The sequence below is a fragment of the Cupriavidus sp. HY129 genome, assembly GCF_059492215.1.
This window is the reverse complement of the sequence record NZ_CP083254.1, coordinates 2,882,485-2,904,455: the sequence shown is the minus strand read 5'-3', so window position 1 is coordinate 2,904,455 and position 21,971 is coordinate 2,882,485. Positions and strand designations below refer to the sequence as shown.

Genomic DNA, 21,971 nt, shown 5'->3' with positions numbered 1-21,971 from the left:
CGACTATCCCTGCGTGTCCGATTGGACGGTGCGGAGGAATCCGTTGAGCGAACGCTCTGACGTCTCGAGGAAATGCTCGTCGAGCATCGTCAGGGCGCGGCAGCGGTCCAGCCGGAAGCTGCGGTAGTCGGAGCGCGTCGTGCACCACGCCGCCAGCAGCCAGACATTACCCCAGAAGAACAGGCCCAGCGGTTGCACCACGCGCACGCTTTCGCGTTGCTGCGCGTCGCTGTAGTCGATCCGCAGCAGGCGTTGCGCGCCGATGGCCGTATGCACGATGTCGAAAGCCTCGCGCACGGCGGGCTGGTTGACGTACTCGGGCGCGAAAATGCGGCTCTGCTGCGCGGCCACGCGCCGCTGCGGCGGTAGCGCGGCCATCAGTTTTTCGAGCGAGGGATCGGCGGCGGCGGCCAGCGCGCCGCCTTCCCAGGCCTTGAGCAGGCGCAACCCGGCCACCATGGCCTCGACTTCCATCGACGTGAACATCAGTGGCGGCACGTCGTAGTCGGGCCGCAGCCGGTAGCCAATGCCGGCCTCGCCTTCAACCGGCACGCCCGAGAGCGACAGCGCCTGGATATCCCGATAGACCGTGCGTTCGGAAACGCCCAGGCGCTGGGCCAGCAGCGCCGCCGTGGTCAGGCGGCGGCCCCGCAGGACCTGGACGATCTGGAACAGGCGGTCGGCGCGTCGGCTCACGGGGTGCTCGCTTTCCTCGTTAGTGGGTGCCCGGCTCGTGCAGGCCGATCCGGTTGCCCTCGCTGTCCTTGATATGCGCGTAGCGCCCAAGGTTGTCAGGCAGGTCGACCGGCCCTTCGAGCGTATGGCCGCCGGCGTGGCTGACACGTGCCAGCACGTCGTCGAGTTGCGGGGCGTTCAGGTACGGCACCGGACCATAGAACGCGCTCGCGCGGTACTGGTCGCCCTGGACCAGCGCGCCCGATCCGTCGCCGTGCGTGAACACGGCCATATCGACTTTACCCATCGTCTCGCGGCGCAGCGGATGCTCGAACACGGCTTCATAGAACTGGACCGCGCGCTGCATGTCGGTCACCGGGATTTCCAGCCAGTTGACCAGGGTGGTGTTGGGGGTGGACATCTTGGCTCTCCTCGTTACGAAGTTGGGAGAACGGATCATGCGCGTGGGCTCCTGACAGCGTACTGTCAGGAGCGTGTCAGGGGTGTCAATGCGGCATCCAGGCCGCCAGCACCGGCACCATGATGGCCGTCAGTACGCCATTCAGCCCCATTCCGAGTGCCGAGAAAGCCCCGGCTTCCTGGCTGACCTGGAATGCCCGTGCCGTGCCGATGCCGTGCGCGGCCACGCCCGTGGCGAAGCCTCGCACCGTGTAGTCCCGCACGCGCAGCAGGTTAAGCAGGCCGGTGGCGGTGACGGCGCCGATGATGCCGGTTGCCATGACCAGCACCGCGGTCAGCGAGGGCAGGCCACCGATCTTTTCCGATACCCCCATCGCGATCGGGATGGTCACCGACTTCGGCGCAAGCGATCGAATCACGTCCGGCGTCGCGCCAAGTGCGTAGGCAATGCCCACCGCCGACACCACGGCCGCGAACGAACCGGCTACCAGGCCGCACAGCAGGGGGAATACGTTGGTGCGCAGCTTCGGCAATTGTGTGTAGAGCGGCACGGCAAGCGCCACCGTTGCGGGGCCGAGCAGGAAGTGCACGAACTGCGCGCCGTCGAAGTAGGTCTTGTACGGCGTACCCGTGACGGTCAGCACGGTCACAAGGATCGCCACCGAGATCATTACCGGATTGGCCAGCGGCGAGAAACGCGCGCGCTCGTAAATGCGGAATGCGAACACGTAGGCGATCAACGTGGCGGTGAGCCCGATCAGCGGACTAGCCGCCAGGTAGACCCAGATTTCGTTCAGGCGTGGCGACATCATGGCTGTGCTCCCGTGTCCGCCGACGTGTCGACAGGAGTGTCAGCAGGAGGCTTGCGCATCAGCGCACGCGTGACCAGCGCCGTGACCGCGATGGCCACCCAGGTGGAAACCACCAAGGCGATGACGATGGGGAGCCATTCGCTGCCGATTCGGTTCGCGTGCACCATGATGCCGACGCCGGCCGGCACGAACAGCAGCGACAGGTGCTTGAGCAGTTCATTCGCGGAGTTCTGGACGACGGGCAGCAGCCGGTTGTCGAAGACCAGCCAGCCGAATAGCAGGAGCATGCCGATCACGGGACCCGGCACGGGCAGGTGCAGCGCGTAGCTGATCACCTCGCCCACGGTCTGAAAGACCAGCAGGATGGCAAACGTCTGAAGCATGGGGCGCGTAGGGAGACGAAATGTGCCGACATGGTACTCCCGTACAAGATGCGTGCAAGCCGGACGTCAGTGCTGCCATTGGCTTCCTGCTCCCCTCGCCCATTCGCGGGAGAGGGGAGACCGCCATCACCCGTGGCTTAGGCCGCCTGTGCCGCCACCACCGGCGCCAGCATCCGGTCCACCAGCTCGACCCAGTGCATCACCGGCGTTTCCGTGCCGCTTTGCAGGTGCGTGATGCAGCCGATATTGGCCGTGACGATGGATTCCGGCGAGGTGGCCTGCAGCTTGGCGAGCTTGTCGTCGCGCAGCTTGTACGACAGTTCGGGCTGCAGCACCGAGTAGGTGCCGGCGGAGCCGCAACACAGGTGGCTATCCGCGCAGAGGCGTACGTCCACACCCAGGCGGGTCAGCAGCGCTTCGACCTTGCCGCGGATCTGTTGCCCGTGCTGCAGCGTGCACGGCGGATGCCACGCCACGCGGCGGCTATCGCGCGGCACGGCGCCGGCCAGGCGGTGCAGTTCGTCGGTAAAGTCGGGCAGTAGTTCCGACAGGTCGCGCGTCATGGCCGATACATGCGCGGCACGCGATGCGTACTTCGGATCGTTGCGCAGCAGGTGGCCGTAGTCCTTGACCATCGCGCCGCAGCCCGACGCGGTCATGACGATCGCTTCGGCCCCGGCCTCGATATGCGGCCACCACGCGTCGATGTTCGCGCGCATATTGTCGAGCCCGCCTGGATGGTCACCATTGTGGAAGCGGATGGCGCCACAACAGCCGGCTTCCCGCGCCACCACCAGTTGTACGCCGAGTTTGTCGAACACACGTGCCGTGGCGGCATTGATGTTGGGCGACATGGCTGGTTGCACGCAGCCGTCGAGCAACAGCATCTTGCGGGGATGCTCGGTGCGCGGCCAGGCGCCCGCCGCGGGCTCGCTCGCGGGTACCTTGTTGCGCAGCATCTGCGGCAGCCAGGGGCGCACGATCTGGCCGAGTTTCAGGGCGGGGCCGAACAGGGCCGGGCGCGTCAGGCCTTCGCGCAGCACCCAGCGCACGATGCGTTCCTTGGCCGGGCGCTTGATGCCTTGTGCCTCCAGCCGGTCATCGACGATCTTGCGGCCGATGTCCACCAGGTGACCATAGGTCACGCCAGACGGGCAGGTGGATTCGCAATTGCGGCAGGTCAGGCAGCGATCCAGATGCAGGCGCGTGCTTTCCGTGACGGGGTTGCCCTCGAGCACCTGCTTCATCAGGTAGATGCGGCCGCGCGGCCCGTCGAGTTCGTCGCCGAGCAACTGATAGGTCGGGCACGTGGCCGTGCAGAAACCGCAGTGCACGCATTTGCCGACGATGGATTTCGCCTCTTCGCCTTCGGGCGTGTTGCGCAGGAAATCGGCCAGTGTGGTTTGCATGATGTGGGGTCGCTGTGGTCGCGAAGGTCGCTATGGGGTTGCCTGCGGACTCAGAGTCCGTTGTACATGCGCTGCGGATTGAAAATACCCGCAGGGTCGAAGGTGTCCTTGAGCCGCTTGTGGATCGCGGCCAGCGGCGATGACAGCGGCGTAAACACGCCAACGGACTTGTCGCCATTGCGGAACAGCGTGGCGTGACCACCGGCTGCCTGCGCAGCGGCGCGTACCCGATCCGCCGATGCGGCGCTGTCATCCGGAGCGATCCACCAGCGCTGGCCGCCACCCCATTCCACGAGCTGGGCGCCGGGCAGGTCCAGCGGCTTGCAGACCGTCGGCACGGCGATGCGCCACAGGGCGTGGCCCGCATCGTTTGCCGGGGAGAAGAACGAGTGCGTCTGTTCGCGCAAGGCCGTCCACAACTGCTGGGCGTGACTGGCATCGATGACCTCGCCGCCCAGGTTGTCACGCGCGGCGCAGACCGCGGCGGTTGCGCCGCTGAGTCGCACATGCAGGAATCCGTCATGCCACGCCGACGCCGCGATCGGCAACGGCTGGCCGCCCCATTTGTTGAGCTGGTCGATCGCCTCGGCCTGGCCCATCGCGAAGCGCAGCGTGGCGTCATCGAACGGCACTGGCAGCACCTTCAGCGAGACCTCGAGAATCAGGCCGAGCGTGCCGAGCGAGCCGGCCAGCAGGCGCGACACGTCATAGCCGGCTACGTTCTTCATCACCTGGCCACCGAAGTGCATGATCTCGCCGTGGCCGTCCATCAATTGCGTGCCCAGCACGAAGTCGCGCAGCGCTCCCGCCGACTGACGGCGCGGGCCAGACAACCCGGCCGCCACCGCGCCGCCGATCGTGGCCGTGCTGGCCTGGCCGCGCAGCGCGAAATGCGGCGGCTCGAAGGCCAGCATTTGGCGCTTTTGCGCCACCGCGTCCTCGATCTCGGCCAGCGGCGTGCCGCAGCGTGCCGTAATCACGAGTTCGGCGGGATCGTATTCGACGATGCCGCGATAGGCCCGCGTATCGAGCACGGTGCCGGCCAACGCCTGGCCGTAGAAGTCCTTGCTGCCGCCACCGCGCAGGCGCAGCGGTGTGCGGGTGTCGCCGGCCTGGCGGATCGCATCGCGAAAGGCGTCGAGAGTGGCTTGCATGAGGACGTTGTCGTAATTGGAATTGGGGGGCGTCAGCGGGATCGGCTACCGTTGTCGCTGCGTTGGTCGGTGGCCAGTTCGGTTCGATACTCTGGCAACGCGGTGCCACAGTGCTTGCAGAACGCGGCGTCTGGCTCGTGGCCCTCGGTCAGGCAGTGTTCGCACGAGCGCGTGGTCAGCGGGCGCCGGATGATGCTTGCAGCCAGTTCCGCGCCAACGATGCCAGTCGGAAACGCGATGATTCCGTAGCCGAGCAGGATCGTGATCGACGTGATGAACTGACCGATTGGCGTCTTCGGCACCATGTCGCCGAAGCCCGTGGTGGTAAGCGTGACGATGGCCCAGTACATGCTGACCGGGATGCTCGTGAAGCCGTGCGTGGGGCCTTCCACCACGTACATGATCGTGCCCAGGATTACCGTGATGATGAATACGGTGCCCAGGAACACGAAGATCTTGCGGCGGCTGTTGGACAGCGCGAGCATGAGGATCTCGGCTTCCTCGAAATAGACCGTCAGCTTGAGAATCCGGAAGACACGCAACAGCCTCAGCAGGCGCACGTCGATCAGGAAGGCGAGTTCCGGCACGAAGAACGATGCCCAGGTCGGAATGATCGACAGGAAGTCGATGATGCCGTAGAAGCTGAAGACGTAGCGCAGCGGTCGCCGCACGACGCTCAGCCGCATGATGTATTCGGTCGTGAACAGCAGCGTGAACAGCCACTCGAGCACGGTGAACACCGTACCCAGGCGCGCGTGAATGGCCTGGATGCTGTCGAGCATGACCACGGCCACGCTGGCGATGATGGCCGCCAGCAGCACGATGTCGAACGTGCGCCCCGGGCGCGTGTCCGCTTCGAAGATGATCGTGTACCAGCGCTGGCGCCATCCCGACTCGGGTTGGCCCAGCCGTTGGCGAATGCGCGCGTTTTGATCGGATCGTGTGGATCGTGACATGTGCAAGGCGGAGAAGGGTTGCGGACGCTCGCGCCTTCCCGTCTGGATAGTGTCAGAAACGCGGCAGGTCCGGATGCGGCAGCAGGCCGCGCTTGACGTGCATCTTGCCGTATTCGGCGCAGCGCGCAAGCGTGGGGATTGCCTTGTCCGGGTTCAGCAGCCGGGCGGGATCGAATGCGGCCTTGACCCCGAAGAACGCCTCACGCTCGGACGGGGAGAACTGCACGCACATCGAGTTGAGCTTTTCCACGCCCACACCGTGCTCGCCGGTCACGGTGCCGCCGAGTTCCACGCAGGTCTCCAGGATGTCCGACCCGAACAACTCTGCGCGCTGCCACTCGTCGTGATCGGCACCATCGAACAGGATCAGGGGGTGCATATTGCCATCGCCCGCATGGAAAACGTTGATGCAGCGTAACCCGTATTTGTGCTCCATCTGCTCGATGCGCTTGAGCAGCGTGCCGATGTGCTTGCGAGGGATCGTGCCGTCCATGCAGTAGTAGTCGGGCGAGATGCGGCCCGCGGCCGGGAAGGCGTTCTTGCGGCCGCTCCAGAAGCGCAGGCGCTCGGCTTCGCTTTGCGACACCGTGATGCGGGTCGCGCCCGATGCGCGCAGCACCTCGCTCATGCGGGCGATTTCCTCGGCCACTTCCTCGGGGGTGCCATCCGATTCGCACAGCAGGATCGCGGCGGCGTCGAGGTCGTAGCCGGCCTTGACGAATTCCTCCACGGCGGCCGTGGCGGGCTTGTCCATCATCTCCAGCCCGGCCGGGATAATGCCCGCGGCGATCACGTCGGCCACGGCATTGCCGCCTTTCTCCACGTCATCGAAGCTGGCCATGATGACCTGCGCGAGCTGCGGCTTGGGAATGAGCCTCACGGTGACTTCCGTGACCACGGCCAGCATGCCTTCGGAGCCGATCATTGCGGCCAGGAGGTCGAGGCCCGGCGCGTCGGGCGCCTCGGACCCGAACACGACCACCTCGCCTTCCATCGTTACCGCGCGCACGCGCAGCACATTGTGGACCGTCAGGCCGTACTTGAGGCAGTGCACGCCACCCGAGTTCTCGGCCACGTTGCCGCCGATCGAACAGGCGATCTGCGACGATGGGTCGGGCGCGTAGTAGAGGTTGTGCGGGGCGGCGGCGTCAGAGATCGCCAGGTTGCGCACGCCGGGCTGAACCACCGCTGTGCGGGAATATGGATCGAGAGACAGGATGCGCTTGAACTTGGCCAGCGACAGCACCAGTCCGCCGGCGATCGGCATCGCGCCGCCAGACAGGCTGGTGCCGGAGCCCCGTGGCACCACCGGCACGCCGAGCTCATGGCACAGGCGCAGCACCGCGCAGACCTGCTCCTCGGTATCGGGCAGCACCACGGCGTCTGGAACCTGGCGATAGGCGGCCAGACCGTCGCACTCGTACGGCACAGTGTCCTCGGCCTTCCACAGCACGGCCGTGTCGGGCAGGATGCGGGCGAGGCCGGCCAGCAGCGTGGCGCGTCGCGTCTCCGCGGATTCACCGGCGACAGATTGGGCGTCTTGCGGGGCGTTCATGGCAACTCCTGTGACGGACCGGCCGACGCGCACGATTCCCGCGTGGATGCGTGCTCGTACCGGGGCCGGGACGGCAGACTATAGCGCAGGCACCCCGCCGGGAGCGCCTTGGCGCACGTGAATTCGGCACGACGACCCGATCAAAAAGGTTCATGCCGGGTGCAAATGCCCGAGGCCGCGGACGATGCCGCTTCCAGCGTAGTGGCTTGTCCGCTACCAGTCCAGCCCGAGCAGCCAGTCGATGAAGTAGCGCGCCTCGGGCATCAGCGGCGCCTGCTCGCGTTCGACGATGTAGTAGCCGTGTGGCGATACGGACTCGATATCGAGCAGCTTCACCATCTGGCCCGCCGCCAGCCACTGCCGCGCCATGCGCTGGCGCACCAGCCCCACGCCCTGGTTCGAGACGATCGCCTCCAGCATCAGGCCGATATCGTTGAACTGCGCGCCGGTCAGCGGCTCCGGCCAGTCCAGGCCGGCGGTTTCGAACCACGGCCGCCACGGTTCCAGCGGGCTGCGCAGCAGCGTCAGATTGTGCAGATCCTCGGGTTTGGTGACCGCAAAGCCGTTCACGCGCTCGTAGTACTCGCGGCCGCACGCCGGAAACACGGGCTCGACCAGCAGTTTCGTGGTCTTCAGGTCGGGGTAGCGGCCGGTGCCGTAGCGGATTTCGATATCGGTGTCCTCGGCCTTGACGTCGAGGAACGGCACGGCCAGGTGCAGTTCGAGATCGATATGCGGATAGAGCGCCGTGAACTCCGGCAGGCGCGGCACCAGGTGCTGGCGACCGAATGTCGGCGGGATCGCCACGCGCAGCCGCGTGCGCAGCTTGTTGTACTCGGGGCGTGCCAGTTCGTTGAGCGACTTCAGCGCATCCTGCACGTTGCGTTGGTAGCGCGTGCCGGCCGCGGTCAGCCGCAGCGCGGCGTTCGAGCGCACGAACAGGTCGTCGCCCCAGAGTTCCTCAAGGTTCTTGATCCTGTGCGAGACCGCGCTCGGCGTCACCGACAGCTCCTCGGCAGCGCGCGCGAAGCTGCCCAGCCGGGCAGCCGCTTCGAACGCGATCAGCAGGTGCAGGGGTGGGACGCGATGGAAAACCGATGCCATGGCCGCGTGCTCAGCGCGTGGCGCTGAAGATCTTGCCCGGATTCAGGATGTGGTTCGGATCGAGCGCATCCTTGATCGCGCGCATCAGGTCGAGCGCATCCTCGCCATGCTCCTGCACCAGAAATCCCATCTTGTGCAGGCCCACGCCGTGCTCGCCGGTACAGGTGCCGCCCATCGCCAGAGCGCGCTGCACGATGCGGCGGTTGATGTCCTCGGCCTCGGCCATTTCCTCGGGCTTGTCCGGGTCCACCAGGATCGCCACGTGGAAGTTGCCGTCCCCGACGTGACCAACGATCGGGCAAGGCAGCGACGACGCGTTCAGATCGCGCTCGGTTTCGGTCACGCAGTCGGCCAGCCGCGAGATCGGCACGCAGACGTCGGTGGTGACCGATTTGCAGCCCGGCTTCAGCTGGAGCATCGCGAAATAGGCGGTATGGCGGGCATTCCAGAGCCGCGACCGGTCCTCGGGCCGTGTGGCCCATTCGAAGCCCTGGCCACCGTGCTCGGCGGCGATGTCCTGCACGGTCTCGGCCTGTTCGCGCACGCCGGCCTCGGTGCCATGGAACTCGAAGAACAGGTGGGGCGTTTCCGGCAAGGTCAGATTGTCATGGCGGTTGATCGCACGGATTGCCAGGGCGTCGACGAACTCCACGCGGGCCACGGGCACGCCAAGCTGGATCGTCTGGATGGTGGCGCGCACGGCGTCGCCCATGCTCGGGAAGGCGCAGACGGCTGCGGAGATCGCTTCCGGCTGCGGATAGAGCCGCACCGTAACTTCGGTGATGATGCCGAGCGTGCCTTCGCTGCCGACGAACAGGCGCGTCAGGTCATAGCCCGCCGACGACTTGCGCGCATTGGTGCCGGTGCGGATAACCCGGCCGTCGGCCGTGACCACGGTCAGCGCCAGTACGTTCTCGCGCATGGTGCCGTAGCGGACCGCGTTGGTGCCCGAGGCGCGCGTGGCGCACATGCCACCCAGCGACGCATCGGCGCCCGGGTCGATCGGGAAGAACAGGCCCGTGTCCTTGATCTCCTGGTTGAGCTGTTTGCGCGTGACGCCGGGCTGGACGGTGACGGTCAGATCCTCGGGGTGCACGGCCAGCACCCGGTTCATCTGCGACAGGTCGAGGCTGATACCGCCGGCCACGGCCAGCAGGTGGCCCTCGAGCGAGGAGCCGGCGCCGTAGGGGATCAGCGGCACGCCATGCGTGTTGCAGAGCTTCGCCAGTTCGGCCACTTCCTCGGTGCTATGGGCAAAGACCACGGCGTCCGGCAGTTCGGGCGGGAACGGGGATTCGTCGCGGCCATGATGCTCGCGCACGCCGGCCGAGGTGGTGAAGCGGTCGCCGAAGCGGGCGGCGAGGGCATCGGCCAGTTCCGACGGGAACGGCCGGCGCGCCAGGGCGGCGGCAGGTGTGGGGTGGTTCATGCGGGTCTCCGGCTCGGGCCGTATAGCTCTGTATGCAAGGGAATGCCGCCATTCTACGTCGCCTTCCACGTCTCCCATACGTCCCCAATACGTCCCCAATGCGTCTCCAACACGCCCCGCGCGGCACGTGGCAGGGCCTGCCGGGCCCCGGAGGGTCCATAATTGCGCCACTTCTAAAACACTGACCACAAGGAGACCGGCATGGGTAATCGCCTGTCCAAAATTGCCACGCGCACCGGCGACGCCGGCACCACGGGCCTCGGCGACGGCAGCCGGGTTGGCAAGAACAGCCTGCGCATCGTCGCGATCGGCGACGTGGACGAGCTGAATTCCCATATCGGCCTGCTGCTGACCGAACCGGATCTGCCCGAGGACGTCCGCGCCGCGCTGCTCCATATCCAGCACGACCTGTTCGACCTGGGTGGTGAACTCTCCATCCCGGGCTATACCTTGCTCAAGGCGCCACAGGTGGCCCAGCTCGACGACTGGCTGGCCCATTACAATGCCGCCCTGCCACGGCTGGCCGAATTCATCCTGCCGGGCGGAAGCCGGCCCGCCGCGCAGGCCCACATCTGCCGTACGGTCTGCCGCCGGGCGGAACGTGCGCTTGTGGAGCTGGGCGCAGCCGAAGCGCTCAACGAGGCGCCGCGCCAGTACCTGAACAGGCTGTCAGACCTGCTGTTCGTGCTGGCCCGTGTGCTGAACCGTGTGGGTGGCGGGAGCGACGTGCTCTGGCAGCGCGAGCGGGAGTCCTGAAAGTTACGCATGAGCCACTAATTAGGCTGACTCGTTTTTCCGAGAAATTTACTCGGATTTGCGAATTTCGCCCTTGAAATGGCCCGCGATGGCCACATTTCGCATTCAGGTTGAATTGCAGCCCTGATCTCAAGAAGCGGGGCTCAATAGGAGAGAACACTATGGGTAAGATCATCGGTATCGACCTCGGTACCACCAACAGCTGCGTGTCCATTCTGGAAGGCAACACGCCGAAAGTCATCGAGAACTCCGAAGGCACACGCACCACGCCGTCGATCATCGCCTACATGGAAGATGGCGAGATCCTGGTTGGCGCGCCTGCCAAGCGCCAGGCCGTCACCAACCCGCGTAACACGCTGTACGCGGTGAAGCGCCTGATCGGCCGCAAGTTCGAAGAGAAGGAAGTCCAGAAGGACATCGGCCTGATGCCGTACGCGATCGTCAAGGCCGACAACGGCGACGCCTGGGTTGGCGTGCGCGACCAGAAGCTGGCCCCGCCGCAGGTTTCGGCCGAAGTGCTGCGCAAGATGAAGAAGACCGCCGAGGACTACCTGGGCGAGCCGGTGACCGAAGCCGTGATCACGGTGCCGGCGTACTTCAACGACTCGCAGCGCCAGGCAACCAAGGATGCCGGCCGCATCGCCGGGCTGGACGTCAAGCGCATCATCAACGAACCGACCGCTGCAGCGCTGGCGTTCGGCATGGACAAGAACGAGAAGGGCGACCGCAAGATTGCCGTGTATGACCTCGGCGGCGGCACGTTCGACATCTCGATCATCGAAATCGCCGACGTGGATGGCGAAAAGCAGTTCGAAGTGCTGTCGACCAACGGCGACACGTTCCTCGGTGGCGAGGACTTCGACCAGCGCATCATCGACTACATCATCGGCGAGTTCAAGAAGGAACAGGGCGTCGATCTGTCGAAGGACGTGCTGGCGCTGCAACGCCTGAAGGAAGCCGCTGAAAAGGCCAAGATCGAACTGTCGAGCTCGCAGCAGACCGAGATCAACCTGCCGTACATCACGGCCGATGCCTCGGGTCCGAAGCACTTGAATCTGAAGATCACGCGCGCCAAGCTCGAAGCGCTGGTGGAAGAACTGATCACCCGCACGATCGAACCGTGCCGTACCGCGATCAAGGATGCAGGCGTCAAGGTTAGCGACATTGACGACGTGATCCTGGTCGGCGGCATGACCCGTATGCCGAAGGTGCAGGAACAGGTGCGCGAGTTCTTCGGCAAGGAAGCCCGCAAGGACGTGAACCCGGACGAAGCCGTGGCCGTGGGTGCCGCCATCCAGGGTTCGGTGCTGTCGGGCGACCGTACCGACGTGCTGCTGCTGGACGTGACGCCGTTGTCGCTGGGCATCGAAACGCTGGGTGGCGTGATGACCAAGATGATCAACAAGAACACGACCATCCCGACCAAGCACGCACAGGTTTTCTCGACCGCTGACGACAATCAGCCGGCCGTGACGATCAAGGTGTACCAGGGCGAGCGCGAGATGGCCACCGGCAACAAGATGCTGGGCGAGTTCAACCTGGAAGGCATTGCGCCGGCACCGCGTGGCACGCCGCAGATCGAGGTCTCGTTCGACATCGACGCCAACGGCATTCTGCATGTGGGCGCCAAGGACAAGGCCACCGGCAAGGAAAACCGCATCACGATCAAGGCGAACTCGGGTCTGTCCGAAGACGAGATCCAGCGCATGGTGAAGGATGCCGAAGCCAATGCCGAGGAAGACAAGCGCGCCCGTGAGCTGGCCGACGCCCGCAACCAGGCCGACGCGCTGATCCACTCGACGCGCAAGGCGCTGGGCGAGTACGGCGACAAGCTCGAAGCCGGCGAGAAGGAAAAGATCGAAGCCGCGATCAAGGACCTGGAAGATGCCGCCCGCGGTGGTGACAAGGCCGAGATCGACGCCAAGGTCAATGCGCTGTCCGAAGTCAGCCAGAAGCTGGGCGAGAAGGTCTACGCCGACATGCAGGCCCAGGCCGGTGAAGGTGCGGCGGCAGGTGCCGGCGCAGCCGGCGGCGCACAGCAGCAGGCCCAGCCGCAGGACGACAACGTCGTGGATGCCGAGTTCAAGGAAGTGAACGACAAGAAGTAATCGGGACGGCGGGTGGCGGCGCGGGTGATGCCGGCGCCGCCACCCGTTCCCGACGCCGGGCGACGGTTGTCTGACACCAGGTGCAAACCTCGGTTGGACACTGCGCTCGGCTTTTTTGCTTATCGCGCGGCGGGCATGTAAGGGCTCCGTCGGGCCAATCAGGTATGAGCCACCATGGCAAAACGTGACTACTACGAAGTGCTCGGGGTAGGCAAGAACGCGAGCGACGACGAGATCAAGAAGGCTTATCGCAAGCTCGCGATGAAGCACCATCCGGACCGCAATCCGGATAACAAGGAAGCCGAGGAGAAATTCAAGGAGGTCAAGGAGGCCTACGAGATGCTCTCCGACCCCGAGAAGAAGGCGGCTTACGATCAATACGGCCACGCTGGCGTGGACCCGAACATGGCCGGTGGATTCGGCGGCGGCGGGTTTGGCGGCGGTGGCTTCGCGGAAGCGTTCGGCGATATCTTCGGCGACATCTTCGGCCAGGCAGCCGGCGGCGGCGGACGCCGTGGCGGCGGCCCGCAGGCCTACCGTGGCGCCGACCTGCGCTACAGCATGGAGATCTCGCTGGAGCAGGCCGCGCATGGCCACGAGGCGCAGATCCGCGTGCCGCACTGGGACGATTGCGAACACTGCCACGGCAATGGCGCCGAGCCGGGTTCGTCGGTTGAAACCTGCCCGACCTGTAACGGCGTGGGCCAGGTGCGTGTGTCGCAGGGCTTCTTCACGATGCAGCAGACCTGCCCGAAGTGTCACGGCAGCGGCAAGTTCATCCCGAAGCCGTGCACGAAGTGCCATGGTCAGGGCAAGCTCAAGTCGCAGAAGACGCTCGAGGTCAAGATTCCGGCCGGTATCGACGAAGGGATGCGTATCCGTTCGTCGGGCAACGGCGAGCCGGGCATCAACGGCGGCCCGCCGGGCGATCTCTACGTCGAGGTGCATATCAAGCAGCACCCGGTGTTCGAGCGCGACGGCGACGACCTGCACTGCCAGATGCCGATCTCGTTCGCCACGGCGGCGCTGGGCGGCGATATCGAAGTGCCGACGCTGGGCGGCCGGGCCAGTTTCCCGGTGCCGGAAGGCACCCAGGCCGGCAAGACGTTCCGCCTGCGCGGCAAGGGCATCAAGGGTGTGCGTTCCGGATATCCGGGCGACCTCTACGTGCATGTGAACGTGGAGACGCCGGTCAAGCTGACCGAGGCCCAGAAGGACATCCTGCGCCAGTTCGACCGCTCGGTGCACGAGGGCGGTTCGCGTCACAGCCCGCAGGAGCAGTCCTGGCTCGACAAGGTGAAGAGCTTCTTTAGCTGATCGCCTCATCGACCCGTCAACAGGACGATGAAACCGGCCACGTGTCCAGCGTGGCCGGTTTTTTTACGCCCAACGCAGCGATAATGCCGACTGCAGCGTTTTCGCATCCAGTCTTCGTGGTACCCATCCCTTCGCCCCCCTTCGTTCTGCTCGACGACGCCACAGCCGGCCCTGGCGTGACGGCTTCGCGTCTCTATACCGATTTCGTCCGGGAGGACGTGCTGGAGGCCGGCGCCGACGTATCGGCGCTCGACACGCTGCTGGCCAGCGGCTGGCGGGACGGGTTGCACGCCGCGTTCTTTGCGCCCTACGAATTCGGTGGTGCGATCGTCGGCGCACCCGTGCACGTCGGCAATGCGCTGCCGTTTCACGATGGCGCCCTGCGTGTGCTGTGGTTTCGCACGTTGCGCCGGCTCGATACCGAAGGCGTGGCGCAGTGGCTAGCCGCTGGCGCGCAACCAGGCCCGACGGGCGCGCTCGACGTCACGGCCAGCACCACGCGGACGCAATACTCGGAAGCGATCGCGCGCATCCACGATTACATCGAGGCGGGCGATACCTATCAGGTCAACTTCACGCAACGACTACGCTGTCGCGTGTTTGGCGATCCGATGGCGTTCTACGCGGCATTGCGCGCGGCACAGCCGGTGCCGTTCGGCGTGCTTGCGCATCTGCCCGGTGACGGTTGGGTGCTGTCGCTATCGCCCGAACTGTTCGTCGAGCACGATGGCCACGGACATCTCGTCGCGCGTCCGATGAAGGGCACCGCGCCGCGCTCCGGGGATGCCGAGCAGGATGCGCGCGCCGCGAAACAACTGGCCACCGATGCCAAGAACCGCGCCGAGAACGTGATGATCGTCGACCTGCTGCGCAACGACCTCGGTCGCGTGGCGGTCCCCGGGAGCGTGACGGTGCCCGAGCGCTTCGTCGTCGAACCGTTCGGCCGCGTATTGCAGATGACGTCGACAGTCACCGCGACCGCGCGCCCGGGTACGTCGTTCGGAGCGTTGATGACCGCGCTGTTCCCGTGCGGCTCGATTACCGGCGCGCCCAAGCGGCGCACGATGCAGATCATCGCCGAGCTCGAGACGTCGCCACGTGGGTTGTACACGGGCGCGATCGGTTGGCTCGATGCACCATCGCATGAGACTACGGAAGTCATTGGCGTCGGCGCCTTCGGCATGTCTGTGGCGATCCGCACGCTGGTGCTGGCGCCGCCCGGGGCCGATGGCCTGCGTGCGGCCGAGATGGGCGTGGGCGGTGGCATCGTGCACGATAGCGTGGCCGACGACGAGTACGCCGAATGCGGATGGAAAGCGCGGTTCCTGACGGGTCATGACCCCGGCTTCACGTTGTTCGAGACCATGCATGCGCGCGATGGCGCAGTGTTACATCGCGAGCGCCATTTGCAGCGACTAGCGAACTCGTCGGCGGCGTTCGGCTTCGCGCTGGACTTGCCTGAAGCCCGCGCGGCGGTGCAGGCTGAAGCCGCGCGACTGGGCGATGGCGACTGGCGCCTGCGCGTGAGCGTGGACAAGCGCGGCACGCTGGTATTTGCCAGCGGGGCATTGGCTCCGCTCGCGCATGGCGTCGCGGGTCTCGGGATCGCACCGACATGCCTGCCCGTTCACGATCCGCTGCGCCGGCACAAGCTCAGCGCGCGCGCCGTGTTTGATCAGGGATGGCAGGCCGCGGAGCGGGCAGGCGGATTCGATAGCCTGTTCTTCAACACGTGCGACGAACTGCTCGAAGGCGGCCGCAGTTCGGTGTTCATCAAGGTGGATGGCCAGTGGATGACACCGCCACTCTCGGCGGACATCCTGCCGGGCGTGATGCGTGCCGTGGTGCTCGAAGAAGGTGACGCATTGATCGACGGACCGGTGCAGGAAGCCACCGTGACGCGCGACATGGTGCGGCGCGCCGAAGCCATCGTTATCGCCAACGCATTGCGCGGCACGCTGCGCGCGCGCCTGATCTGAGCAAGGTGTCTAGGGTGTCTGCCACAGCGACTACTTGTGTCGCGTATCAAGCCGGCCTTCGCCGAGCTTCCAGCGCACCACACCGGGCAGGTTGATCAGCTCGCGGTCGTGACAGACCATTACGACGGTTCGCCCTTCGGCGGCCAGTTCGCCAATCAGTGCGATGACCTGTTCGCGCGCGTGACCATCGAGGCTTGAGGTCGGCTCGTCGAGCAGCAGCAGATCGGGTTCCAGCACCTTCGCGCGCGCCAGTGCCACACGCTGGATTTCTCCACCGGATAGCTTGTCGGGCGCAGTGTCCTGAACGTGCACCACGCCGGCCCAGCCCAGCGCCGCGCCCACCCGCCGATCAATCTCGTCGCGTGGCAGGCCGTGGTGACGCAGACCATAGGCGATGTTCTCGCGCACTGAGGTGCGGAACAGGTATGGATGCTGATGCATGTAGGCGATGCGACGGCGTAGCGACATTGGCAACGGCGAAAGCGGCACGGTGTGCGCGGTGCCATTCGCATCGGTCCAGCTTGCGGTCGCGCCGGGCGCCGGTTCGAGCCCGGCCACTATCCGCAGCAGTGTGGACTTGCCCGCGCCGTTGACACCGGTCAGCGCGATGGCCGTCGCGCGCGGGAAATCCAGTTCGGCGATGTCGAACAACTTGCGCGCGCCGACGCGCCGCGACAATCCTCGCACCGTCAGCAGCGGGGCAGGTGTCCGCGTGCTCATCGGCGAAAACCTCCGGCGCCCTGCAACCAGGCCATCAGCACATTGACGATCAGCGCCAGTGCCACGAGCACGATGCCCAATGCGATGCCTTCGGCGAATTCGCCCTTGCTCGTTTCCAGCGCGATGGCCGTGGTGATCGTGCGTGTGGCGCCTTCGATATTGCCGCCAATCATCAGCGCTGAACCGACCTCGGCAATCACGCGGCCGAAACCCGCGACCACTGCGGCCATCAGGCCAAAACGCAGTTCGCGCAGCACGGTCATGCAGGTCTGCCAGCGTCCTGCGCCGAGCACCCACGCTGTCTCACGCAGACGTGGATCGGCCGACTGCAGCGTGGATAACGCGAACGCCAGGATGACGGGGAAGGCGATCACGGCTTGGCCGATCACCATGCCTGCGGGTGTGAACAACAGCGAGAAGCCGCCCAACGGCCCCTGGCGCGTGAACAGCAGGTAGAGAATCAGGCCGACCAGCACGGTCGGGAACGAGAGAAATGCCTGGGCGACGACCACGACGGCGCGCCGGCCAGGAAATTGCTGCGTGGCGATCAGGTAGGCCGCGCCGATGGCCGGCACCGTGGCGAGTGCCAGTCCCAGCCCGGCCACCATCAGCGAAGTCCAGACAATGAACCACAAGGCGCCGTCGCCGCTGCCCAGCAGGCGGAATGCTTCGAGCGTGGCGGCGCCGATCTCCACGCGGCGTTCAGGCCGAGAACGTATGCTCGACGGCCGGGAAGCTGCCGTCCTTCACCGCAGCCACATAGGCCCGGATCGCCGCTTCGATCGAGGTCTGTCCCTCCATGAAGTTGCGCACGAACTTGGCCTTGCGGCCCGGGTAGATGTTGATCATGTCCTGCAGCACCAGCACCTGGCCCGAGCAATCGACGCCAGCGCCGATACCGATGGTCGGGATGGAGAGTTGCGCAGTCACTTCGCCGGCGAGCTTGGCCGGCACGGCCTCCATGACGATCAGCTGCGCGCCGGCCTGCTGCAGCGCCAGCGCGTCACGCTTCAGCTGCGCGGCGCTCTCGTCGGTCTTGCCCTGCACCTTGAAGCCGCCGAGCGCGTGTACCGATTGCGGCGTCAGCCCGATGTGCGCGCATACCGGAATGCTGCGCTCGACCAGGAACTTCACCGTCGGCGCCAGCCAGTCACCGCCTTCGAGCTTCACCATCTGCGCGCCGGCACGCATCAGCGCGGCTGCGCTTTCGAAGGTCTTCTCGGGGGTCGGATACGTGCCGAACGGCAGGTCGGACACGAGCAGCGCGGTCTGGTTGCCGCGCGACACGCATTCGGTGTGATAGACCATGTGCTCGAGCGTGACGGGCAGCGTGGTCTGCTGGCCCTGCATCACGTTGCCGAGCGAATCGCCGACCAGGATCACTTCCACGCCGCAGAGATCGAGCAGCGCGGAGAAGCTGGAATCGTAGGCGGTGAGCATGGCGATCTTTTCGCCGGCTTCACGCATGGCCTGCAGTTTGGGGATGGTAACGGTCTTGCGGGAGGGATCGAGGAGGTAACTCATGGCAGTACCCGTGGTTGATCGGTTCGGACCCGTGCATCGAATTGCCAGGGTCGACCGCTGTCTTTTTCGTGTGTTGTGCTGCCTGGCGAAAGCCGCTTCACGTGTGGAAACGGCCCGACAGGCGCTCGGGACGACTCAGGACGCTACGAGATTCAGAAAGGCCCTGCGGCCTCGCATGTTCTCGATGCGCGACAGTAGTGTACGGAAATCAACGTCGTTGTCTACCGGGTTGAAATGTGCGGTATCGACGATCAGCACGGGGGCTTCGTCGTAGCGGTGGAACAACTCGCCATAAGCATCGGTGAGCCGCTGCAGATATTGGTCGTCAATACCGCTCTCGCCGGGCAGGCCGCGCCGCGCGATTCGCTCACGCAGCAACGAAGGCGTGGCCTGTAGCATGATGACCAGATCCACGCGCTGCGCCGGCGCTTGCAGGCGTGCCGCCAGCGCGTCGTAGAGCGCGAGTTCGTCGGTGTCGAGTGTCAGCGAAGCGTAGACACGGTCGCGCGCGAACAGGAAGTTGCCGATCATGCGCTGGCCGGCCAGCATCGCCGAATGCCACTGCTGGAGCTGGGTTACGCGCTGGTTCAGGCAGGCGAGCTGCATCGCCAGCGCATAGCGCTGTGGTTCGCGGTAGAAGCGTTCGAGGAAGGGGTTGTTGCGCGCGCCGTCGGGCAGTTCGCCCGCCTGGAGATGGCGCGCCAGGCGCTGGGCCAGCGCGGCCTTGCCGGAGCCGACCGGGCCTTCGATGACGATACGACGCAGATGATCGAGCATGTGTCAGCCGCGGCGTGGCGCGCTCATGGCTGCGCGCCGTCGCCTTCCTTCATGCGCGAGCATTTGCATGAGGAAAACTTCTCGATGCGCTGTTCCTGCACGTCCGGCAGGAAACCGGCCGCGCGGCCCACTCCAGGAATCTCGATCTCGGGATCGAGCTCGACCAGCGGCACCAGCACGAACGCACGCTCGGTGATGCGCGGATGCGGAACGGTCAGCACTTCGGTATTGATCGACTCCGCGCCGAACAGCAGCAGATCCAGGTCGAGCGTGCGCGGCGCGTTCCGGAACGGCCGTTCCCGGCCGAACTGGTCTTCGATGTGGTGGCAGATACGCAGGAGCTGCGCTGCCGTGAACGGCGTCTCGATCTTCACCACCGCGTTGAAGTAGTCAGCGCCTGTGGCGTCGACTGGTGCGGTGCGATAGAACGACGACTTGGCGACCACCGTGATGCCGACCTGCTGGGCCAGGCACACGATGGCGTCTTTTACTGCCTGGCGTGCATCACCAAGATTGGCGCCGATGCCGATGAAGGCGAGCGTCATGTTATTCCTCCGGCTGGGCGCGGCGGGATTGTGCGACGGCCTGACCTCCTTCTGCCGAATCCGCCTCGCTGCGGGAAGACACTTTATCTGATTTCCGCGGACTGCGTCGGCGACGCCGTTTGCGGGCCGGCGCATCGCCTTCCGCTCCTTCCGCGCCTTCGCCAGCTTCCGGTTCGTTTGCGCCGCTCTGTCCACCCTGGCCGCCCTGGCCACCCTTGCCACCCCTGGAACGGGCTGGGCGCGCGGCCTCGATCATCGCTTCGCGCTGATCGGGGGACGCGTTCTGGAAGTCGGTCCACCACTGGCCCATTTCGGCCGCCTGTTCACCGGCTTCGCAGCGCAGTTGCAGGAAATCGTAGCCAGCGCGGAAGCGAGGCGATTCCAGCAGGCGGAACGGCATGCGACCGACGCGCTTCTCGAAACGCGGCTGCATCCCCCAGATATCGCGCATGTCGGTGACAAAGCGGCGCTGGATCGCAAGCTGGCCGGTCTGCTTTTCCAGCACCTGATCCATCGCGGTGTTGAGCGCGGCGATCGGGTGCTCGCCTTGCTCGCGCAGCTTGTTCCAGCGCTGCAGCACGTGGTGCCAGAGCAGCGATGCGAACAGGAAGCCCGGCGAAACCGGCTTGCCCGCCTGCACGCGGCGGTCGGTGTTGTCGAGGGCGAGCTGCACGAAGCGCTGGCCCATCGGTTGTTCCAGCGCGACGTCCAGCAGCGGCAGCAGGCCCTTGTGCAGGCCCGCCTTGCGCAGTTCCTGCAGCGAGGCCCACGCATGGCCGGACATCAGCAGCTTGAGCATTTCGTCGAACAGGCGCGCGCTGGGCACGTTGTGGATCAGCGAGGCCAGGCCGACGATCGGCTCGCGCGTGTGGTCGTCGATCGAAAAGCCCGTCTTGGCCGCAAAACGCACCACGCGCAGCATGCGCACGGGGTCCTCGCGATAGCGCGTGACCGGGTCGCCGATCATGCGCAGCGTGCGCGCGCGAATGTCTTCCATGCCGTGATGGTAGTCATGCACGGTCTGCGCGGCCGGATCGTAGTACATCGCGTTGATCGTGAAGTCGCGGCGTTCCGCGTCCTCGGCCTGCGTGCCCCAGACGTTGTCGCGCAGCACGCGGCCGCTGGCGTCGATCGCGTGGGTCTTGCTGTCGAGTTCCGCGCGCTTGAGGCGGCGGCCTTCGGGCAGCGTCTCGCTGGCGACGGCGTCGACCAGCGCGCGGAAGGTCGAGACTTCGATGATTTCCTGCTCGCGGCCGCCGTAGAACGTGACGTGAACGATCTGGAAGCGTCGGCCGATGATGCGTGAGCGGCGGAACAGCGCCTGCACCTGCTCGGGCGTGGCATTGGTTGCCACGTCGAAGTCCTTCGGCTTGATGCCGAGCAGCAGGTCGCGCACGGCGCCACCCACGATGAAGGCCTGGTAGCCGGCCTGCTGCAGGGTGGAGGTCACCTTGACCGCGTTGCGCGAGATCAGCGCCGGGTCGATCCGGTGTTCGTCAACGCCGACGACGCGCGCCGCATGGGCGCGTCCGGTGCGGCGCTGCTTGGGCCCCGGCTTGCCAAGCAGCCGGTTGATGAGCTTTTTGATCACTTCAGAACAGATCCATGATGCGCCAGCCGGCCGAGGCTGCATGGGTGCGCAGGCGATCGTCCGGGTTGGCGGCCACCGGCTCGCTGACTTTCTCGAGCAGGGGCAGGTCGTTGGCCGAGTCGCTGTAGAACGTCGTCGAGCCGAAGTCGTCCCAGCGGGCGCCCAAGCCCTTCAGCCAGCTCTCCACGCGGGTGATCTTGCCTTCCCGGAAGCTCGGCACGCCGAATACTTCACCGGTGAAGGCGCTTTCCGGCTTGCCGTCAATGGTCTCGGGCTCGGTGGCGATCAGGTGCTTGATCCCGAATGCCTGGGCGATCGGGGCCGTCACGAAACTGTTGGTGGCAGTCACCACCGCGCACAGGTCGCCGGCTTCCAGGTGCTTGTAGACCAGCGCGCGGGCCTGCGGCGTGATGACGGGCTCGATTACCTCGTGCATGAAGCGCACACGCCATTGATCCAGGCGGTCGCGCGGATTGGCAGCCAGCGGGGCCAGCGCGAAGCGCAGGAATGCCCCGATATCGAGCGTGCCAGCCTTGTATTGGCTATAGAACTCGTCGTTCTTGCGACGATACGATTCCTCGTCGACGACGCCCATGCGAACTAGGAAGCGGCCCCACTCGTGGTCGCTATCGGTGGGGATCAGGGTGTGGTCGAGGTCAAACAATGCCAGATTCATGGGCGGCGATTTTACATGAGAGTGCAACAGGCAGTCGGGGCAGGGAGCCGGCCTTGCCAGTCCGGCGGTGTCCTGAGCCCG

21 protein-coding genes are annotated in these 21,971 nt (G+C 65.7%); 4 read left to right on the top strand and 17 right to left on the bottom strand.

Annotated elements, in window-relative coordinates; all coding sequences use genetic code 11:
• Positions 1-3: 3 nt before the first annotated feature.
• The 10 genes from K6G35_RS13310 to K6G35_RS13265 all read right to left on the bottom strand — a co-directional run bounded on the left by K6G35_RS13310 (position 4) and on the right by K6G35_RS13265 (position 9,897).
• Positions 4-696: a helix-turn-helix transcriptional regulator gene (locus K6G35_RS13310; RefSeq protein ID WP_495675821.1), complete on the bottom strand. Its 693-nt coding sequence runs from the start codon at positions 694-696 to the stop codon at positions 4-6.
• Positions 697-715: 19 nt separating this feature from the next.
• Positions 716-1,096 (bottom strand): VOC family protein, encoded by a 381-nt coding sequence (locus tag K6G35_RS13305; RefSeq protein WP_008641944.1) that lies wholly within the window; start codon positions 1,094-1,096, stop codon positions 716-718.
• Positions 1,097-1,181: 85 nt separating this feature from the next.
• Positions 1,182-1,907 carry an LrgB family protein gene (locus K6G35_RS13300; RefSeq protein WP_008641945.1) on the bottom strand — a complete coding sequence of 242 codons (726 nt, stop codon included), beginning with the start codon at positions 1,905-1,907 and terminating at the stop codon, positions 1,182-1,184.
• Positions 1,904-2,290, bottom strand: a complete 387-nt coding sequence (locus K6G35_RS13295) for a CidA/LrgA family protein (RefSeq protein WP_008641946.1) — start codon at positions 2,288-2,290, stop codon at positions 1,904-1,906. The genes K6G35_RS13300 and K6G35_RS13295 overlap by 4 nt, the downstream gene beginning before the upstream one ends.
• 137 nt (positions 2,291-2,427) lie before the next feature.
• Positions 2,428-3,699: a glycolate oxidase subunit GlcF gene (glcF, locus tag K6G35_RS13290; RefSeq protein ID WP_008641948.1), complete on the bottom strand. Its 1,272-nt coding sequence runs from the start codon at positions 3,697-3,699 to the stop codon at positions 2,428-2,430.
• Positions 3,700-3,749: 50 nt separating this feature from the next.
• Entirely contained in the window at positions 3,750-4,853 is a 1,104-nt protein-coding gene (gene glcE, locus K6G35_RS13285; protein WP_495675820.1) for a glycolate oxidase subunit GlcE, read from the bottom strand.
• Positions 4,854-4,885: 32 nt separating this feature from the next.
• Positions 4,886-5,809 (bottom strand): ion transporter, encoded by a 924-nt coding sequence (locus K6G35_RS13280; RefSeq protein ID WP_495675819.1) that lies wholly within the window; start codon positions 5,807-5,809, stop codon positions 4,886-4,888.
• 52 nt (positions 5,810-5,861) lie between these two features.
• Entirely contained in the window at positions 5,862-7,364 is a 1,503-nt protein-coding gene (locus K6G35_RS13275; protein WP_008641953.1) for an FAD-linked oxidase C-terminal domain-containing protein, read from the bottom strand.
• 213 nt (positions 7,365-7,577) lie between these two features.
• Entirely contained in the window at positions 7,578-8,468 is an 891-nt protein-coding gene (locus K6G35_RS13270) for a LysR substrate-binding domain-containing protein (RefSeq protein WP_008641954.1), read from the bottom strand.
• 10 nt (positions 8,469-8,478) lie between these two features.
• A complete protein-coding gene (locus tag K6G35_RS13265; RefSeq protein WP_008641956.1) occupies positions 8,479-9,897 on the bottom strand; it encodes an FAD-binding oxidoreductase in 1,419 nt (472 codons plus the stop codon).
• A gap of 201 nt (positions 9,898-10,098) precedes the next feature.
• Here K6G35_RS13265 and K6G35_RS13260 point away from each other — a divergent pair, with 201 nt between their 5' ends.
• The 4 genes from K6G35_RS13260 (at position 10,099) to pabB (ending at position 16,057) form a co-directional block, all read left to right on the top strand.
• Positions 10,099-10,653 (top strand): cob(I)yrinic acid a,c-diamide adenosyltransferase, encoded by a 555-nt coding sequence (locus K6G35_RS13260; protein WP_008641958.1) that lies wholly within the window; start codon positions 10,099-10,101, stop codon positions 10,651-10,653.
• Positions 10,654-10,814: 161 nt separating this feature from the next.
• Entirely contained in the window at positions 10,815-12,761 is a 1,947-nt protein-coding gene (gene dnaK / locus K6G35_RS13255) for a molecular chaperone DnaK (RefSeq protein ID WP_008641962.1), read from the top strand.
• 174 nt (positions 12,762-12,935) lie between these two features.
• Positions 12,936-14,078: a molecular chaperone DnaJ gene (gene dnaJ, locus K6G35_RS13250; protein ID WP_035884660.1), complete on the top strand. Its 1,143-nt coding sequence runs from the start codon at positions 12,936-12,938 to the stop codon at positions 14,076-14,078.
• Between the two features lie 83 nt (positions 14,079-14,161).
• Complete coding sequence (pabB, locus tag K6G35_RS13245) at positions 14,162-16,057, top strand: aminodeoxychorismate synthase component I (protein ID WP_495675818.1); 1,896 nt, start codon at positions 14,162-14,164, stop codon at positions 16,055-16,057.
• Positions 16,058-16,087: 30 nt separating this feature from the next.
• Here pabB and K6G35_RS13240 read toward each other — a convergent pair whose 3' ends face one another.
• The 7 genes from K6G35_RS13240 to K6G35_RS13210 form a co-directional block, all read right to left on the bottom strand.
• Positions 16,088-16,777: an ATP-binding cassette domain-containing protein gene (locus tag K6G35_RS13240; protein WP_008641968.1), complete on the bottom strand. Its 690-nt coding sequence runs from the start codon at positions 16,775-16,777 to the stop codon at positions 16,088-16,090.
• Complete coding sequence (locus K6G35_RS13235) at positions 16,774-17,472, bottom strand: ABC transporter permease (RefSeq protein WP_035884662.1); 699 nt, start codon at positions 17,470-17,472, stop codon at positions 16,774-16,776. The genes K6G35_RS13240 and K6G35_RS13235 overlap by 4 nt, the downstream gene beginning before the upstream one ends.
• Before the next feature lie 7 nt (positions 17,473-17,479).
• Entirely contained in the window at positions 17,480-18,301 is an 822-nt protein-coding gene (panB, locus tag K6G35_RS13230) for a 3-methyl-2-oxobutanoate hydroxymethyltransferase (protein WP_008641973.1), read from the bottom strand.
• Between the two features lie 135 nt (positions 18,302-18,436).
• Positions 18,437-19,078 carry a deoxynucleoside kinase gene (locus K6G35_RS13225; protein WP_008641975.1) on the bottom strand — a complete coding sequence of 214 codons (642 nt, stop codon included), beginning with the start codon at positions 19,076-19,078 and terminating at the stop codon, positions 18,437-18,439.
• Positions 19,079-19,101: 23 nt separating this feature from the next.
• Complete coding sequence (folK, locus tag K6G35_RS13220; protein ID WP_008641977.1) at positions 19,102-19,623, bottom strand: 2-amino-4-hydroxy-6-hydroxymethyldihydropteridine diphosphokinase; 522 nt, start codon at positions 19,621-19,623, stop codon at positions 19,102-19,104.
• A gap of 1 nt (position 19,624) precedes the next feature.
• Complete coding sequence (gene pcnB, locus K6G35_RS13215) at positions 19,625-21,214, bottom strand: polynucleotide adenylyltransferase PcnB (protein ID WP_008641978.1); 1,590 nt, start codon at positions 21,212-21,214, stop codon at positions 19,625-19,627.
• A 1-nt stretch (position 21,215) separates the two neighbouring features.
• Entirely contained in the window at positions 21,216-21,890 is a 675-nt protein-coding gene (locus tag K6G35_RS13210) for a histidinol-phosphatase (protein WP_011517459.1), read from the bottom strand.
• Between the last annotated feature and the right edge of the window lie 81 nt (positions 21,891-21,971).